10 protein-coding genes are annotated in these 18588 nt (G+C 40.9%); 9 read left to right on the top strand and 1 reads right to left on the bottom strand.

Annotation, left to right across the window (positions count from 1 at the left end):
* Positions 1–331: 331 nt before the first annotated feature.
* The 9 genes from HUJ21_RS22820 to HUJ21_RS22780 all read left to right on the top strand — a co-directional run bounded on the left by HUJ21_RS22820 (position 332) and on the right by HUJ21_RS22780 (position 17809).
* Positions 332–922 carry a sigma-70 family RNA polymerase sigma factor gene (locus tag HUJ21_RS22820; RefSeq protein ID WP_291373117.1) on the top strand — a complete coding sequence of 197 codons (591 nt, stop codon included), beginning with the start codon at positions 332–334 and terminating at the stop codon, positions 920–922.
* A 377-nt stretch (positions 923–1299) separates the two neighbouring features.
* The gene (locus HUJ21_RS22815; RefSeq protein ID WP_291373115.1) at positions 1300–3618 is read left to right on the top strand and encodes a PSD1 and planctomycete cytochrome C domain-containing protein; all 2319 of its coding nucleotides are present in this window, start codon (positions 1300–1302) and stop codon (positions 3616–3618) included.
* A 1-nt stretch (position 3619) separates the two neighbouring features.
* Positions 3620–5074 (top strand): DUF1501 domain-containing protein, encoded by a 1455-nt coding sequence (locus HUJ21_RS22810; protein WP_166147170.1) that lies wholly within the window; start codon positions 3620–3622, stop codon positions 5072–5074.
* A gap of 27 nt (positions 5075–5101) precedes the next feature.
* On the top strand, positions 5102–7276 hold the full coding sequence (locus tag HUJ21_RS22805) for a DUF2231 domain-containing protein (RefSeq protein ID WP_291373113.1): 2175 nt from the start codon (positions 5102–5104) through the stop codon (positions 7274–7276).
* A gap of 466 nt (positions 7277–7742) precedes the next feature.
* Positions 7743–8741, top strand: coding sequence for a FecR family protein (locus HUJ21_RS22800; RefSeq protein WP_291373111.1), 999 nt, complete (start codon positions 7743–7745; stop codon positions 8739–8741).
* 117 nt (positions 8742–8858) lie between these two features.
* Positions 8859–12242, top strand: a complete 3384-nt coding sequence (locus tag HUJ21_RS22795) for a TonB-dependent receptor (RefSeq protein ID WP_291373110.1) — start codon at positions 8859–8861, stop codon at positions 12240–12242.
* Positions 12243–12259: 17 nt separating this feature from the next.
* Positions 12260–13792 (top strand): RagB/SusD family nutrient uptake outer membrane protein, encoded by a 1533-nt coding sequence (locus tag HUJ21_RS22790; protein WP_291373108.1) that lies wholly within the window; start codon positions 12260–12262, stop codon positions 13790–13792.
* Positions 13793–14046: 254 nt separating this feature from the next.
* Positions 14047–16344, top strand: a complete 2298-nt coding sequence (locus HUJ21_RS22785; protein ID WP_291373118.1) for a PSD1 and planctomycete cytochrome C domain-containing protein — start codon at positions 14047–14049, stop codon at positions 16342–16344.
* Between the two features lie 4 nt (positions 16345–16348).
* Positions 16349–17809, top strand: coding sequence for a DUF1501 domain-containing protein (locus tag HUJ21_RS22780; RefSeq protein ID WP_162339693.1), 1461 nt, complete (start codon positions 16349–16351; stop codon positions 17807–17809).
* A gap of 233 nt (positions 17810–18042) precedes the next feature.
* On the opposite strand, the gene HUJ21_RS22775 is transcribed toward HUJ21_RS22780, so the two are convergent.
* Positions 18043–18348, bottom strand: coding sequence for a DUF559 domain-containing protein (locus tag HUJ21_RS22775; protein ID WP_291373106.1), 306 nt, complete (start codon positions 18346–18348; stop codon positions 18043–18045).
* Between the last annotated feature and the right edge of the window lie 240 nt (positions 18349–18588).

Here is an 18588-nt window from a genome sequence, read left to right as displayed (position 1 = left end):
TGAAATATTTAACCTATGGATCACATATATTTACAAATAAAATACCAATTAAACCACTATGTAATAATTTAAATTTAAAATTATTATAATCATATTTTAATCTTTATAATTACTTTATTCTTAATCCAAAAACAACAATATTTTTCAATAAATTATTGTTCGTCCAAATAAAATACCATACATTTAATGGTAAAAACTTAAAATATACTTAATTAACTACTATTTCAATTAATAGTTTTATAGTACCTTGAATCAGGTTATTCTTCTAATTTAGTTTCCGTTTAGCTTTGGTTGGAGCTTGAATTGCAATTGGTGTCTCGTTCAGCAAAAAATGAATCAAAAAAAAAATAATTCAGAATTATTCATCCTCATTGCCGAAGGAAATAAAAAAGCCTTTGATGAATTTTTTGAACTTTATTATAAAAAACTGGTAAACTTCTCAAAATTTATTTTAGAGGATAAAGGAATGTCTGAAGATGTTGTTTCAGAGGTATTAACCAATTTATTAATTGACAAAGAGCGTGTTTTCAGGATGAAAAATTTTGAAGCCTATCTTTATACCGCTGTTAAGAATAAATCTCTCACAAAGATTGATAGACACAGAAGGGAATTAAGGATTGAGTGTGGTGATGAGGATAAAAATCATTTTATTTATTCCATTACCCCCCATCAATTGTTGGAAGAACAGGAATTGAATCATTTGATTCAATCACTCGTAAATACGCTGCCAAAAAAAAGGAAAATGGTATTTCAATTGATTAAAGATGATGAATTGACCTATCGACAGGTTGGCGAGATCTTGGAAATTTCAGAAAGGACCGTGGAAGTGCATTTAAAGCTTGCCATCAAGAGCTTTAGAGAAAAAATTAGTCTTTATCTCGATAGGAAGATGGAGAGTAAAAAACATTCCAAAATATCTTAGTGTAGAAAATTCCTGAATATATGTAGGCTGGTACCAACCAGTAAATTCAAAAGAACCGGGTTATTTTCCTCATTGTTACTTTGAAACCATATATTCTCCCAAAAAATATTTTTGTTAGTTTGATTTCGATTAATTATTACGGTTCCGGCCTTCAGATCAAAAATTTATTTTTATTTTGCTAAATATTACGGGTTTTTACATTTTCATTGGTCTTATCAATACAAAGAATATTTTCATTCTTTTTCTGATTCAACATTTGAATTCTCAAAAGGATGTCAATTAGATTGAAAATAGACCAAGGGAACAATTTTCGACTATATTGAGCAGATTTTGTTTCTAATTGTTTTGAATTGAAATTGGCAATTAACTATAAGGTTATGTTTGAACGAATTTATGGTTTTGGTTTGATTATCACGGCCCTGATCTTTCAGGCATGTGATAAACAAGAGTCCACCATGGTTGGAAATTCCCCTAACAAACTGCCGGATGAGGTTAGTTATAACTTTCATGTCAGACCAATATTATCGGACAACTGTTTTGCCTGTCATGGACCTGATGCCAACAAGAGGGAAGCTAATTTAAGACTGGATATCGAAGAAGAAGCCTTTAGGTCTCTGGAAAAAACACCCGATGCCCATGCCCTTGTTCCGGGAAATCCTCTTGATTCTGAAGTATATAATCGACTGGTCTCAGATGATCCATCAGTAAAAATGCCTCCTCCTGATTCCAATTTAAAGCTTACAGATTATGAGATCAGCATGATCAAAAAATGGATCAGCCAAGGGGCGAAATATGAACCGCATTGGTCTTTTTTGCCTCCAAAGAAAGTTAAAATCCCAAAAATAGAACACGATGAATTGGCCAATAATGAGATTGATTATTTCATTCTTAAAAAGCTGGAGGAGAAAGGTTTTAAACCCAATGAGGAAGCGGACAAGGAAAGCTTATTAAAAAGACTAAGTTTTGATTTGACTGGTTTGCCTCCAAGTTTGGAAATGATGGATGATTTTTTGGAAGACCCTAGTGAGGACGCGTATTCGAATTGGGTAGACCGAATGCTTTCCAGCCAGGCTTATGGGGAAAAAATGGCTGTTTATTGGATGGATATCGCAAGGTTTGCTGATTCCCATGGCTTTCAGGACGACAGTTATAGAAGCCAATGGCCATGGAGAGACTGGGTGATTCATGCTTTTAATGAAAACATGCCTTATGATCAGTTCATTACCTGGCAACTTGCCGGGGACTTACTTCCCGATCCAACGAAAGAGCAGTTATTGGCTACGGGGTTTAACCGAAACCATAAGATTACCGAAGAAGGAGGAATAGTGGATGAAGAATATAGGGTCATGTACGTTACTGATAGAACCAATACCTTTGGAAAAGCACTGATCGGAATCACCATGGAATGTGCAGGCTGCCACGATCATAAATATGATCCGATTTCCCAAAAGGAATATTATCAGCTGTATTCATTTTTTAATAATATTAGGGAGAAAGGTATTGAGTCCGTCGTGGGAGGACCTGAGACATATGCCAAACGCCCATTTATGGAGATTACAGATGAAGATGTTGATGCTATACTTGGATTCATAAACAAACCGGATACCAGCCAATTGATCGTGTCTATCATGGGGGAATTAGATTCGGCCCGTACGTCCTACGTACTGGAGCGAGGATCTTATGAAGCACATGGGGAAACAGTGACACCAGGCATGCCCGAATCAATATTGGCTTTTAATCCGGAATTTGAACGAAACAGATTAGGTCTGGCCAGATGGTTATTTGATAAAAATAACCCCTTAACCGCCAGGGTATTTGTCAATCAAATATGGCAGGAAATTTTTGGAAAGGGCATTGTGGCCACACCCGGTGATTTTGGCATGCAGGGGGAACTTCCCAGTCATCCTGAGTTATTGGATTGGTTGGCCTTGGATTTTATGGAAAACGGTTGGGACATTAAGCGTCTGGTTAGGCAGATGGTAACTTCCGCTACCTATAAACAATCTGCCGTAATTGATGATGAAAAAATGGAAAAGGATCCTGAAAATATTTTCCTTAGCCGTGCACCACGATATAGGTTAAAGGCAGAATTTGTTCGTGATTTGATTTTGTCAAGCAGTGGTCTATTGGATACTACCCTGGGAGGACCAAGTGTAAAACCCTATCAGCCTTCCGGGCTGTGGGAGGGAGCTACATCTGGCAGGGGCATTTTATCAGTGTACAAACAGGATCATGGTAAGGACCTTTACCGTAGAGGGCTGTACAATTTTATCAAGCGGACAGTTCCTCCGCCCGCCATGACCCTTTTTGATGCCAGCAACCGCGACCAATGCGAAGTGGAGAGGTTGATTACCAATACTCCTTTACAGGCATTGGTAATGTTAAATGATCCAACCATGTTGGAGGCATCCAGGGTACTGGCCGGGAAATTACTAAAGGAAAAAGCGACAGCAGAGCAGAACATAAAGAAAGCCTTTCGAATGATTGTTTGCAGGTTTCCGGAACAGCGGGAAATGGAAGTATTGATAAAATACCATCGCGGACAATTGGAAACCATGGTAAGTGAAAATGCGAAAGCTTTGTTAAATGTGGGAGAGTATCCCTTCGAGGAGGATTTAGACCCCGTGGAATGGGCCTCGCTAATGCAGGTTATTTCCACCATTTATAATTTAGAAGAGACCATTTCCAAAACTTGATATGGATAAAAATATTATTGAGCACCACCTGAATTTGAACCGGAGAAAATTCCTGTCTACAATGAGTTTGGGGCTGGGGAGTGTCGCTTTGGGATCATTATTGATGCCTGACCTGTTTAAAGGTAATGGTCAAATGGAAGGAGAACTGGCAGCAGCAATACCTGATTTTGCACCTAAGGCAAAAAGAGTAATTTATCTTTTTCAGAACGGAGCTCCATCTCAACTGGAATCCTTTGACTACAAACCGAAATTAAAAGAAATGGTGGGTCAGGATTTGCCGGAATCGATTAGGGGTGGTCAGCGGCTAACAGGCATGACTGCCAATCAGTCCTCTTTTCCTTTGGTAGGGTCATTTTCAGGATTTAATCAGTACGGAGAATCCGGAGCATGGATCAGTGATTTGTTTCCCTATACTTCAAAAATTGTCGATGATATCTGTATTGTGAGGTCCTTGCATACCGAAGCCATCAACCACGACCCCGCCCTAACTTTTTTTCAAACAGGTGCACAGCAGGGAAACCGACCCAGTATGGGTGCCTGGCTGAGTTACGGACTGGGCAGCGAAAACAAAAATCTTCCCGCTTTTACCGTTTTGCTTTCCCGGGGAATTGGGAACGGCCAGGGTGTTTATTCTAAATTGTGGACCAATGGATTTTTGGATTCGGTACATCAGGGCGTACAGTTCAGCAGTGGCGAAGACCCGGTATTGTACCTTCGTGACCCAAAAGGAATGAGCAGGGTGGAACGACGAAAAATATTGGATAATCTGGCCGAGCTAAATCATATGTCCTATGAAAAGTTTGGAGACCCGGAAATAAGTGCAAAGATCCAGCAATATGAAATGGCCTACCGGATGCAAACTACCGTGCCGGACATTATGGACCTTTCCAAGGAACCGGATAGCGTAATCAAGCTGTACGGGCCGGATTGTTTGGTGCCCGGAACTTATGCTGCCAATTGCCTATTGGCTAGAAAGCTTTCTGAAAGTGGGGTTAGGTTTGTACAGCTTTATCATCAGGGATGGGATCAGCACGGCAACCTGCCCTATGAAATTACCCGCCAGGCCAAGGATGTAGACCAGGCTTCTGCAGCATTGGTGACAGACCTCAAGCAGCGGGGCCTGCTGGACGAAACCTTGGTCATATGGGGTGGAGAATTTGGCAGGACCAACTATAGTCAGGGGAAACTGACCAAAGATAACTATGGCAGGGATCATCATCCCAGGTGCTTTAGTATTTGGATGGCTGGCGGCGGTATAAAACCGGGAACCGTATATGGCGAAACGGACGAATTGGGGTACAATGTCATTAAGAATCCCGTCCATGTTCATGACTTTCAGGCAACGGTCCTCAATCAACTTGGGCTCGATCATGAAAAGCTGATTTACAAGCATTTGGGTAGAAGGTTTAGGCTTACTGATGTATCAGGGAAAGTCGTCAAAGACATATTGGTATAACTGGCCATGGCAAATCTCCCAAACGATATGAAAAACAAGTACCGGATTATTGCAGAAAGGCTTCTGTTGGGTTTGAATATCCTACTGCTTTATTTTTTATTGCTGGAAAAGTTTATTGAAATTCCCTATTGGCTACAACCTCTCGGAAGGTTACACCCCATGATACTCCATTTTCCGATTGCCTTGCTACTCTTATCGATGGGGTTGGAATTTTTCAGATTCCGAAAGGAATTCAGCAAAGAAAAATTTTACCAGGATTTCCTCAGGTATTTACTGCTTTTTTCTGTGGTAACCGCAGCTTTGGCCGCTGTGATGGGTTTATTTCTATCACTGGAAGAAGGATATGATGGCGCCGTTTTAACCTGGCATAAATGGTTGGGTGCTGGGATCGTTTTCTTTGCCAGTGTACTATATTTTGCCAGAGATAAGACCTGGTATCAGGAAAAGATAGCTAAAATATCGGCCTCTTCGTTGATAGTCATCACGCTAATGGCAGGCCACTACGGCGCATCCCTGACACATGGGGAAGACTTTATCTACATGCCCATTATTGCAGGGAGGGAAGTGGTGGTTCCTATTGAGGAAGCAATTGTTTTTGATCACCTGGTAATGCCTGTTTTAGAAAAAAAATGTAACTCTTGCCATAATCAGAGTAAAGCCAAGGGTGAATTGATCATGACAGATAAAGTTTCTTTATTGAAAGGAGGAAAAACGGGAAAACTATTCGATAATGAATCTCTGGAGGAGAGTTTAATGCTACACAGGCTTTCTCTGCCAATGGAAGATGAGGAACACATGCCTCCTTCAGGAAAACCACAGCTTTCACCGGAAGAAAAATTGCTTCTGGAGCTATGGGTTAAAAATAAATATGATTTTGAAATGAAGGTATTGGCCTTACCTGCCGGAGATTCTCTTCGTCTTGTTTCAACGAATGTGTTAAACCCTTCGGGAAAAAGAAAGACGTATGAATTTGATATGCCTGATGAAAAAACACTGGAAGCGCTCAATAACGAATACCGGGTAATCAGACCTTTAAGTAAAGAATCACCCGCCTTGGATGTAACCATTTATAATCCAAAATCTTACACCAGTCAATCACTAGTGGAACTGGAACCAATAAAAGAACAAATTGTATCACTCAGCCTTAATAGAATTCCGGTAGAGGATGAGGACCTGACCATTGTCAATCAATTTACCAATCTGGAAAGATTAAATTTAAACTTTACCAATATTACCGGAAATGGGCTTCAGACATTGACGTCTTTGAAAAATATTGAACACCTGGCCATTTCAGGTACATCAGTGGCATTAAATGATTTAAAACCTTATCTGAGTAGCCTAAAACGCCTGCAAACCATATCCGTATGGAATACGGAAATTGACGTGGACGATCTGGAACTTCTAAGAGATGAATTTAAAAATATTCAAATAGTTGCCGGTAGAGATGGGCTTGAGGAGGAAAAGATCAAATTAAATGTTCCCATACTTAAAAATCAAACCAATATCTTTAGGGATTCTATAGCTTTGGATATAGGCCATCCAATAGAAGACGTCACTGTAAGGTATACATTGGATGGAACTGAACCTGATAGCCTTACTTCACCCGTCTTTGAAAAGGGGAAAGTGTGGTTAGACCGGACTACATTGGTCAATGCAAAAGCATTTAAAGAAGGTTGGTTTGGAAGTACCAACACTACCTTTTCTGTTTATAAAAATAAATACCCGCCTGATTCGGTCAATTTGTTGTCTCGCTTAAACAGGGTTCATCCTGCAAATGGCCACGCTACCTTTTTTGATGGGGACTTTGGCGGTTTCAATGCCAATAGTCCGGCCTGGGCCAACAACTGGGCCGGTTTTTCCAACGAGGATATGGAACTGTTTTTGACTTACAACCAGGAGATTGAAGTAGCTTCAGTCTCTTTCAATGTTTTGGTGGAGCCGGAAACGATTATTTTTCCTCCCTCCCAAATTGAGATTTGGGGTGGGAAAAGTAAAGATGATTTAAAATTAATGGGTAGGCTGACTCCTGAATTGCCGACGGAAGAGCGAAAACCTTATATTCAATTGATATCTACGACAATTAACCCGACCAAAGTAAATTGTCTGCTGGTCATCGGTAGGACCTTGAAAGAAATTCCTTCATGGCATCGGAATAAAGGGCGTGGCGCATTATTGTTGGTTGATGAAATGTTTATTAATTGAGTAGGGGCTAATTCTCTGATACCAGGAACTTTGTCATCAGATCCATTTAACCTATTTTGCCGGACCCAACTGTTTTTTACGGGAAACCTGGGATGCAAATAGGGGATGGACACTTCTTTATTTCGCTTTTGTTGGTCTCCTTCGGTAAGTGTACCCAATTTTCTTTGGATTAATGGTCCGGCTTAAGAGACATTGCAAGCCAATATTTACCGGGATTTGTAATCGGGTTCGGAATATCCTGGCCAGGAATTTTCCAAAAAATAAATTGTAATCCTAAATAAATAGGTTTAAACTTTTCAAACGAAAATTTTTTGTTTGGTTAATTTTTTAAAATTCAAATTTCTATCTTTTATGAAATTAATTTAACCAATATAAATATTAGAAATATATAAAAACAAGAGTTTTTTTTCTTTTGTGCTTACGGGTATTAGCTGCCTTTCTGGTTATACTATCATAAAGCGCATTCATGGAGAGTTTTCAACAGGATATTGACCATTTGATTTTATTGTACCTTAAAGGAGAGGCTACTCAAGAGCAAATTGCTGCCTTGAAATATTGGATCGCTGCTTCTGAAGAGAATAAATTGATATTTGAATCTATTCAAAAAATCTGGGAGAGTGAAACATACTCGAATGCTATTAAACTTAAAGCCAGGAGAGAAGAAATATGGTCAGCGGCAAATCGAAATAAAACCGCCCTTCAAAGGAGGGAATATCCTGCAAAATCAGTCTTGTGGGCAGCGGTTTTCACATTTTTTCTAATTTTTTCTGCCATCGCCTTTTATTATAGGGCAAATGATGAACCTCCATTGGTAAAAACTATAACCTGGCTGAAAAAGGAAAATCCAGCCGGACAGCGTTCTACCCATTTACTACCTGATGGTACACGAGTTTGGTTAAATGCGATGAGTAGCCTGGAATATCCGGAAGTTTTTTCAGATAGCGTAAGAAGGGTAAAAGTTACCGGGGAGGCGTATTTTGACGTAGCCAGCAATCCAATTCAACCATTTATTGCTCAAGTGATGGGTATACATGTGGAAGCTTTGGGTACCGCTTTTAATGTTAAAAATTTTTCTAATGAATCTACACGAGCCGTTTCATTATTGGAGGGTAAGGTTAGGGTATCTGGTTTTGACAAAGACCAAAGTTATATTTTAGACCCCGGCTATGAAATTTTAATGGAAAAAAACAGGGTCGATTTTCATGTACAAGCAATAGATTTTGATGCTTCTTTTGGTTGGAAAGAGGGGATTCTAATGTTTAACGGGGATGATTTTGTCACTTTCAAACGATCTATTGAAAGATGGTTTGGTGTGACTATGAAGGTGATTGGCGATCCTCCCACCAACTGGAATATCAGGGCCAAATATTACAATGAAAGCCTTAAAAATATCTTGCGTGATATCAGTTTTAATAAAAACCTTGATTTTGAAATGGTTAATAAAGACTTGATTTTAAAATTTTAAGCCTACTGATGAATTAAATATTTAACGAAAATTTTAAAAACCAAAATGATGATAAATGAACCCAAACTTAGATTAGCCTTAAAAACCATTTAATTTCTTCACTAAACCCATAATAACATGAAAAAAAGATACAAAGGCTTCTTTAGTAAGTCTACAACTTCCTCCCTTTTTGGAATAATTTTCCAGCTATTGCTGGTCAATTTTACCATCGCTCATGGAGCAGATGCGCAAAAGGCAATTAAAATTCAGAAAGTATTTATTGAGTCAGCCTATACAAATGCTACTTTAAAAGAAGTTTTTGAAGACATTGAATCAAAAACCGATTTTGTTTTTACGTTTGATATTAAGGATGATTTTTTGGATGAAAAGTTCAGCAAACCTCCCAAAAAGGAAAGTGTAGAAACGATTCTCAGAGAGATTTCCAGTCAATCAAGATTGGCTTTCCGGCAAACCAATAATAACATCAGTGTAAAAGAATCCAATCGGGAACCTCGAATAATTGATGCAGTACCAGAATTTGCCGAAATTGAGATAACAGGCCAAATAACTTCTTTTGGAGACAAACAAGGACTTCCGGGTGTCACCATATTAGTCAAGGGAACGAACATTGGCACAGTCACTGACATTGACGGAAATTATACGTTAAGCGCACCTGATGAAAATGGAACTTTGATTTTTTCTTTTTTGGGTTATGAAACCCGTGAAGAACCGATTAACGGTAGAAGCATCATCAATATCGAACTGTCTGAAGATGCTAAAGGACTAGAGGAGTTTGTTGTTATCGGTTATGGTATTCAAAAAGAACGTGAGGTTACAGGGTCTATTGCAAGTGTTGAAGCCGACCAATTGGAAGACCAGCCTGTAGGTCAGTTCGTACAGAAGCTGCAGGGAAGAATGGCTGGTGTCCAGATTAGCCAGGCCTCAGGAACGCCGGGAGGAGGAATGGCCGTAAGAATAAGGGGAGCGGCCTCCATCAATGCAGGAAATAATCCATTGTATGTTGTAGATGGTTTTCCTATCGTTGGGGACATCAATACTATCAATCCTAACGAAATTGAAAGTTTCTCAGTACTAAAAGGAGCCTCTGCCTCTGCACTGTATGGTTCCAGGGCGGCCAATGGTGTAGTTTTAATTACTACAAAAAGGGCAAAGCCCGGTCAAACATCCGTTCAATTAAGTGTTATCCAGGGAATGACACAGGTTCCGCAAAGGGGGAGGGCAGATTTAATGAATGCCCGGGAATTTCTGGAGGACAGGAAAGCTATTTATGAGGATAAAATCCGCTATGAAGGCTTTACAGGTGGAATACCTGAATTGTACCAGAATCCCGAGGCCTATAACGGGCCGGATACAGATTGGTACGATGAGTTATTACAATCGGGTAAACAAAATAGTTACAACGTTTCTTTTTTGGCCAATAAGGACAATTTCAGTTCCGCCACCACCTTGGGCTTTTTTGATGAAAAAGGTGTAGTACTAAATACCGGATTTCAGCGTTTTTCCCTTCGGACAAACAACGAATACAAAATAAATGATAACATTAGGGTAGGGTTAAATTTAGCGCCGACTCACCAGTTAAGCAGGAATCAGGCCACGGATGGTTTTTATAGTATACTTTATTCAGCCATCATTACTCCTCCTATTTTTTCTCCAGATGATGTAGATGAAAATGGAAATCAGAAAGTAAGTTTTACCGGACCCGGTCTATTTACCTTCCCAAACTGGAAAAAAACCATGTTGGAAACCTATGACCGCTCGGCTACTAATCGCTTATTGTCCAATGCCTATTTTGAAGCAGACATCCACAATGATTTCTTCTTCAAAAGTTCTGTATCGGTGGATTTGGGAAATGCCAAAAGGAGGGTATTTAATCCATCCACTGCAGGCGGCATTTTCTCTCCTCCACCCAAGCTCGCCACTGGCTCATACAGTACCTATGATTATAGCTCCTGGTTAACAGAAAACACCCTTAATTACACGAAAAATGTAGGCAACCACTTCATTGATGCCCTGGTAGGTTATTCTGCTCAAAAATATCATCAGGAAAACAATGTATTGACAGGAACCAGCTATCCGGATGATGAAGTATCCTGGATAGATGCTGCTGCGATCAGATATGGTAACAGCAACATGTCTGAGTGGTCTTTACTTTCTATGTTTAGTAGGTTAAATTATAACTACATGGGAAAATACCTGCTTTCGCTGTCAGTCAGAAGAGACGGTTCCTCCAGATTTGGTTCAGAAAACAGATGGGGAACCTTCCCTTCCGTTTCTGCAGGATGGATCATTTCTGACGAATCTTTTATGGCTGACCTCTCCGGTATTAGTTACCTGAAAGTCAGGGGTGAATATGGACATGCGGGTAATTTTAACATTGGTAACTACAGCCAGTTTGGAAATATATCTTCTACCAATTATGTTTTTGGAGGTGCCTTGGCACAAGGTAGGAGTCCGGTATCCATAGGTAACCCATTTCTTACCTGGGAGACTACAGTTGGTATTGATTTAGGGGTTGATGTAGGCCTTTTCGATGATAAAATTTCTTTGGTTTTCGATTATTACGATAAGCGGACAAACAATATGCTCTACCAGGTTGATATTCCCTACGGTACTGGTTACCCAAATATCCAGGATAATATTGGTGAATTTCATTTCTGGGGCTATGAATTTGGAGTTAATGCCAGAGTATTGCAGAGCAGTGAGTTCAGATGGAATGCAGATTTTAACATTTCCTTTAACAGGAACAAAGTGATTCAGTTGGGAACCAATAATACGCCACTCGGTGGATTAGGAAATTATTCTTCTACCATTTGGAAAACAGAAGTAGGGAAGCCAATCGGTCAGTTTTACGGCTATATCTTTGATGGCATCTATAAGACGCAGGAGGAATTTGATTCGCAACCTAAACACGTAACATCCGCAGTAGGAACGATCAGGTACAAGGATATCAATGAAGATGGTGTAATCAATGTGGATGACAAAACCTATATTGGCAATCCTAATCCTAAATTCTTTTATGGGTTCAACAACAACTTTTATTTCAAAAACTTCGATATGAACGTGGTCATTGCCGGTTCTTATGGGGGTAAAATGTATTACTCTTTGGCGGAATGGTCAGAAACCCTCGAGGGAATATTTAATGTAGAACGATACATGAAAAATAGGTGGAGATCCCTGGAAGAGCCAGGTGATGGTATCATTGGACGGTCGTTGTCAGGCACTACCGAGTTTCCCCGAAATGTTCAGGATAGGCTTGCCCTGGATGCTTCCCATTTGACATTTAAAAATATTACCCTTGGTTTTACGCTCCCCGAGTTCAGCAAAAGTGTCAGCTCGGCAAGAATATTCCTAAGTCTCCAAAATGCACTTGTTATTACTCCATACAAAGGAGCAAACCCTGAATCAAGTTGGCAGGGTCTTAATGGGCTTCAGGAAGGTGTGGACATCAGTCCTTACCCAATTCCAAGAACGTATGCCTTAGGAGTAAATTTAAACTTTTAACCAAAACCAACGACATCATGAAAAAGATAGCAACAATACTTGCCATACTGATAATAAGCTCCTGTTCAGAAGATTTTCTGAATCTGGTGCCGGAGAGTACTATTACCTCAGGAAATTTCTATAAAACAGAAGATCACTTTAATCAGGCCCTGGTAGGTGCCTATGCTTCACTTAGGGGTGCAAAGGGTTCTATCGCTTCCTGGACAATGGGAGAAATGAGATCGGATAATACGCATCTGGAATTTAATATTACCAACCGGGGGCCAGGTTATATAGAAAGAGAGTATACAGATTTTTTCATGGACGATGTAAACAGTGGTCTGGTGGCTAATAAATACAATTCCGATTATATTGGCATTGCGCGAACCAACGAGATTTTAGATCAGGTTGAAGAAGCTCCCTTAAGCCAGGAAAAAATCGATCAAATTTATGGCGAAGCCAGCTTTTTGAGGGCCTTGTTGTATTTTGATCTGGTGAGGTATTTTGGAGGTGTGCCACTGTATTTAACAGCTGTAAAGGGTGCAGGTGATGCCTACCTTCCCAGAGCGTCTGTAAACGAAGTTTATCAGGCGATAATTCAGGATTTAGAAAATGCCATCAACCGCCTTGATCCGGTTTCTTTCCCTCAAAATGGCAGCGCAAATGAAGGTGCAGCCAGGATGCTGCTTGCAGATGTTTACCTGACCACTAAAGACTATCCGAAAGCAGAATCAGAACTTTTAAAGGTGATCCAAATGGGATATTCTTTGCTAGACAATTATGGAGACGTGTTCGAATTGAGTAACAAGAATAGTTCCGAATCCATTTTTGAAATACAATATCAACAAGGAAATCAGGGACAAAATAGTGATTTCCTCTATCCGTTTATACCGCTTTCTGCAGATGTAAGTCTTATTACCGGCATCAGCTCTCAAAACCTTCAGGGAGGGGGCTGGAATACGCCTACTTTCGAAATGATTGCGGCCTATGAGGCTGGAGACGAAAGACTGCCTGCCTCCATCGGAATTGTAGAAGGTACTGGTCAAATTGGGAACATGTTTATCGATGAGTTAAAATCTCCTGTAGACTATGTACCAACTCCGGGAAAAAGAACCTATCCATTCATAAAGAAATACCAGAATCCCCATGCATTGGAACGTAATACGGATGACAACTTTCCGATTTATCGCTTTTCAGAGGCTTTATTATCAATGGCCGAGGCCCTCAATGAACAAGGAAAATCAGCGGATGCATTGCCCTTTCTAAATCAGGTAAGAGAAAGAGCAGGTTTAGAACCGGTTACCGAAACCAACCAGCAGCTGCTCAGGGAGATTATCGAACGTGAAACCAGGGTGGAACTGGCATTTGAAAATAAAAGATGGTTTGATCTGTTGCGCACGGATAGGGCTATTGAAGTTATGAATGCCAATGGGGTATACCTTAAGGAATTTTATGCCGGAGAATCCTATTTACCAGCAATGAGTTATAATGTTACAACCGAACGGCTTTTGTTTCCAATACCACTTAGGGAGATAAGAATTGGGAATTTGGAACAGAATCCTGGCTATTGATACCCGATAAGTAGTATGCAATAACCGGATAAGCCCAAAATTTAAAAGGAACAGCAGGCAATTTGAAAGCTGCTTGCCTGACAAATAAACCTTTAAAAAAAGTTAATTTTGAAGTGCCTGCTGTTCTTATTATATTAACCATAATGCTCTCATTCTGTAAATGCCTGATTTTAAATGCCCATATGATAGAGAGAAGAGTAGAAATACCAATGAGAATGATTAAGTTATTAAGTGCTATTCGTACTGTATTATTCATGGTGTTCTCCCTGTACTTTGCAGGGTGTACTTCAAATGAAGGTGAAATAGGGATTTCAGAAAAATTTCCTGATAAAGTCAGCTATAATTTCCATATCAGGCCCATTCTTTCCGACAACTGCTTTGCCTGTCATGGACCGGATTCCGATGCCAGGGAAGCCGGATTAAGGTTGGATATCGAAAGTGAAGCATTCAAAGCCCTTGCGGAAAATCAAGGGGCTTTTGCTCTGGTTCCCGGCAAACCGCATCAGTCTGAAGTCTATTTGCGTGTAAACTCGAGCGATGAAAGTCAGGTGATGCCTCCTCCGGAGTCCAACCTCAAATTGACAAACAGGGAAATAGAGCTCATCAAAACCTGGATAGAAGATGGGGCGGTTTATGAAAAACACTGGTCTTTTCAAGCTCCTCAATACATTGCAGCCCCTGAGGTAGAAGACAAAAACTGGCCTGTTAATGAGATTGACCATTTTATTTTAAAGCAACAGGAAGATGTTGGATTGCACCCCAATCAGCCGGCTTCAAAAGAAAGTATGCTCAAGAGATTAAGTTTTGACCTGACCGGATTGCCACCAAATCTGGATTTGATGGATCGGTTTAGTGAAAATGATAATGCTGACGCTTATGAAGAGATGGTTGATTACCTGCTGTCTCAGCCTTCCTACGGAGAACGAATGGCTGTTTATTGGATGGATATATCCAGATATGCCGACTCTTATGGCTATCAATTGGATAACTTCCGGACACAGTGGCCCTGGAGGGATTGGGTAATCCATGCCTTTAATCAAAATTTGTCTTTTAAGGATTTTATTACCTGGCAACTGGCTGGTGATCTCTTGGAAAATCCCACCAAAGAGCAGATTTTAGCCACTGGGTTTAATAGGAACCATAAAATCACAGAGGAAGGTGCTGTAGATGAAGAAGAATACAGGATCACCTATGTGACAGATAGGACCAATACTGTTGGCAAAGCACTCATAGGCATTACCTTTGAATGTGCGGCTTGTCACGACCACAAGTTCGATCCCATCTCCCAAAAGGATTATTATGAGATGTTTTCATTTTTTAATAATATCGATGAGTTGAGGACCTCTACTGCTCCAATAGATCCATTGGTAGGCACTCCGGAGTCCTATGCAAAAAAGCCGTACATTGAGATTACCGATGAAGATGCCGAAGGTATTCTCTCGTTTGTAAACAAACAGGATACCAGCAAACTGATTGTTTCGGTAATGGGTGAGCTGGATACCCTTAGAAACAATTACGTGTTGGAAAGAGGCGTTTTTAATGCATACGGAAGAGAAGTATTTCCAGCAACTCCTGAATCAATTCTAAATTTTGATCCAAAATATCCAAAAAACAGGCTTGGATTGGCCAAATGGTTGTTTGATAAGCGCAACCCATTGACTGCGCGGGTTTTTGTGAACAAAATCTGGAAGGAATTTTTTGGAAGAGGAATTGTCAATACGACCAGCGATTTTGGTATGCAGGGAGAATTGCCCAGTCATCCGGAATTATTGGATTGGCTGGCCATTGATTTTATGGAAAATGGATGGGACATCAAACGGCTTATCAAACAAATGGTGATGTCTGCCACCTACCGGCAGTCGGTGGCGATCGATGAAAGGGAAAGGCAGAAAGATCCTGAAAACAGGTATTACGCCAGAGCTTCGCGCCACCATTTGAAGGCAGAATTTATTCGTAACATGGTCCTTGCAAGCAGCGGACTTCTGGTACCGGAGATAGGTGGGCGGAGTGTGAAACCTTACCAACCTGAGGGATTGTGGGAGGCAGCGACAGCTGGGGGATCTACCCTGGCTGAATATACCCAGGACCATGGAGATAACCTGTACCGCAGAGGCTTGTATACCTTTGTAAAAAGGACAGTGCCACCACCCTCCATGCTAATCTTTGACGCCAGTAACAGGGACCAGTGTGAGACGGAGCGTTCATATACGAATACCCCTTTGCAGGCTTTGGTCATGCTCAATGACCCAACGGTCCTTGAAGCCTCAAGGGTACTGGCAGCCCGTTTGCTCAGTGAAAACTCCACCCAAACAGAAAAAATTACTAGGGCTTTCCGCTTGATTCTATGCAGGAAACCGAAAGCAAAAGAAGTAGAACTGCTGCAAAACTATCTTAAGGAAAAGCTGGAAAGTATCACAACGGAGGACGCTGAAGCATTGGCTTCAATAGGCGAATATCCGGTGGACGAAAATGCGGATAAAGTAGCCGTAGCAGCCTTAATGCAGGTAATTTCCACCATGTATAACATGGAAGAAGCCATCACCAGATCTTAGATTTATGGAAAAGGAACTATTAGAATACGGATTGAACAGAAACAGGAGAAGGTTTTTATCCAAATTGAGCCTTGGAATCGGAAGCGTGGCTTTAGGTTCCCTGCTGATGCCGGATCTTTTTAACCGGTCACGATCAACTGAAGACCTGGAATCAGGCGTACCCGGTTTACCGGATTTCGCACCTAAGGCAAAGCGCGTTATCTATCTTTTCCAAAATGGAGCACCCTCTCAATTGGAGTCTTTTGACTACAAGCCTAAGCTTAGGGAAATGCAGGGGCAGGATTTACCCGCTTCCATCAGAGATGGACAAAGACTGACAGGTTTTACGGCAAATCAGGCTTCCCTACCTTTGGTAGGGTCTTTCGTGGACTTCAAGCAGTATGGAGAATCAAGGGCCTGGGTAAGTGATCTCTTTCCGAAAACAGCCAAAATCGTCGATGATATCTGTATCATCAAATCCATGCATACAGAAGCAATCAACCATGATCCGGCATTAACTTTCTTTCAAACCGGGGCCCAACAAGGAAACAGACCCAGCATGGGATCCTGGCTGAGCTATGGACTGGGAAGTGAAAATCAAAATCTTCCTTCCTTTACAGTGCTGATTTCAAGGGGAGAAGGGAATAGCCAGGGCGTATATTCCAAGCTCTGGTCCAACGGCTTTTTGGATTCCATTCACCAGGGCGTTCAGTTCAGTAGTGGAGAGGATCCGGTTTTATACCTTAATGATCCCAAAGGTTTAAACCGGTTTGACAGGCGACAGATGCTGGATAAGCTGGCCCAGTTGAACCAGTGGTCTTATGAGGAAATTCATGATCCGGAGATCAATACCAAAATTCAACAATATGAAATGGCTTACCGCATGCAGACCACGGTGCCTGATGTGTTAGATATTTCAAAAGAACCTCAAAGTATTATAGACCTTTACGGGGAAGATTGTAAAAAGCCAGGAACCTTTGCTGCGAACTGCCTGCTGGCACGAAAACTTTCTGAAGAAGGGGTTCGGTTTGTGCAATTGTACCACCAGGGCTGGGACCAACATGTCAATTTGCCCAAAGAAATAACTGGTCAGGCCATGGATGTGGATCAGGCTTCCGCAGCTTTGGTTACGGATCTCAAACAAAGAGGTTTGCTTGACGAAACACTTGTGGTATGGGGTGGAGAATTTGGGCGAACCAACTTCAGCCAGGGTGAATTGACCAAAGACAACTACGGGCGTGACCACCACCCCAGGTGCTTTAGCATCTGGATGGCAGGCGGCGGTATCAAGCCTGGAATTGTTTATGGCGAAACAGATGAATTTGGCTACAATATCACCAAAAATCCGGTACATGTACATGATTTTCAGGCCACACTATTGCATCAGTTGGGACTGGATCACGAAAAATTAATCTACAAGCACCTGGGCAGAAGGTTCCGTCTCACCGATGTGGCAGGAAATGTCGTTAAGGATATTATTGCTTGATTTTGAAAGCTTCTGCGGCATCCTGGCGGAATTTACGTACCTGGAAATCCGACTGTAAACGAAATCCCTCCGCCGCGGCGGAGGGCAAGGGGGATCTTTTCGAGAATTTTAATTTGAACTAAAACTATTTTCCGGTTATTAACCTTAGAATTCCTTCAGAAATTATTGAAACTGGCTCTTTTTCCATTGACAGCCTGGATTTAATATCGTTTGGATTCAGTCTTCTTTTTTTCTCAAAAATTTGTCTTGGGAACACCATTTTCAACTTCCCATTCATCAATAAACACACCGATTTCCTGGAGAATAGAAGGCATGGATTTCTTGACATCTCCATCCAAAAACCTTAGAAAACATAAGCCCATTTTTTCCAAAACCAATTGCCTTTTAAGATCTTCAACAACCGATTCATCCTGGAAGTGGCTATCTCCATCAATTTCGATGACCAACTGTAATCTCTTGCAGTAAAAATCGACAATATAATCTCCTAATGGTTTATGTATGTAGTTACGTAAATAAATCCCCCTTTTTAAAGGGGGCAAGGGGGATTTACTGACGAAAAATCACATCAAAATCGTAAGTCAGATAGATGGGATGAGCACGAAAAAATCCCCCTGCGCCCCCTTAAAAGGGGGATTAGCTGAAAGGCATGATTGAAGCCGAATAGGTGCCATTTAAACGGACTGAAAATACTACTCGTCAATATGGGTACTGGTAAACCGCAGGTATCCATACACCCCATCCCACATGGATCTGTCCTTACTCCGTTTGTTTTTATTCAT

It is taken from the genome of Cyclobacterium sp., assembly GCF_014762705.1.
Taxonomy (GTDB): Bacteria; Bacteroidota; Bacteroidia; order Cytophagales; family Cyclobacteriaceae; genus Cyclobacterium.
Note: the sequence above shows the minus strand (reverse complement) of the source record. Positions and strands in the feature narration are given on the sequence as shown.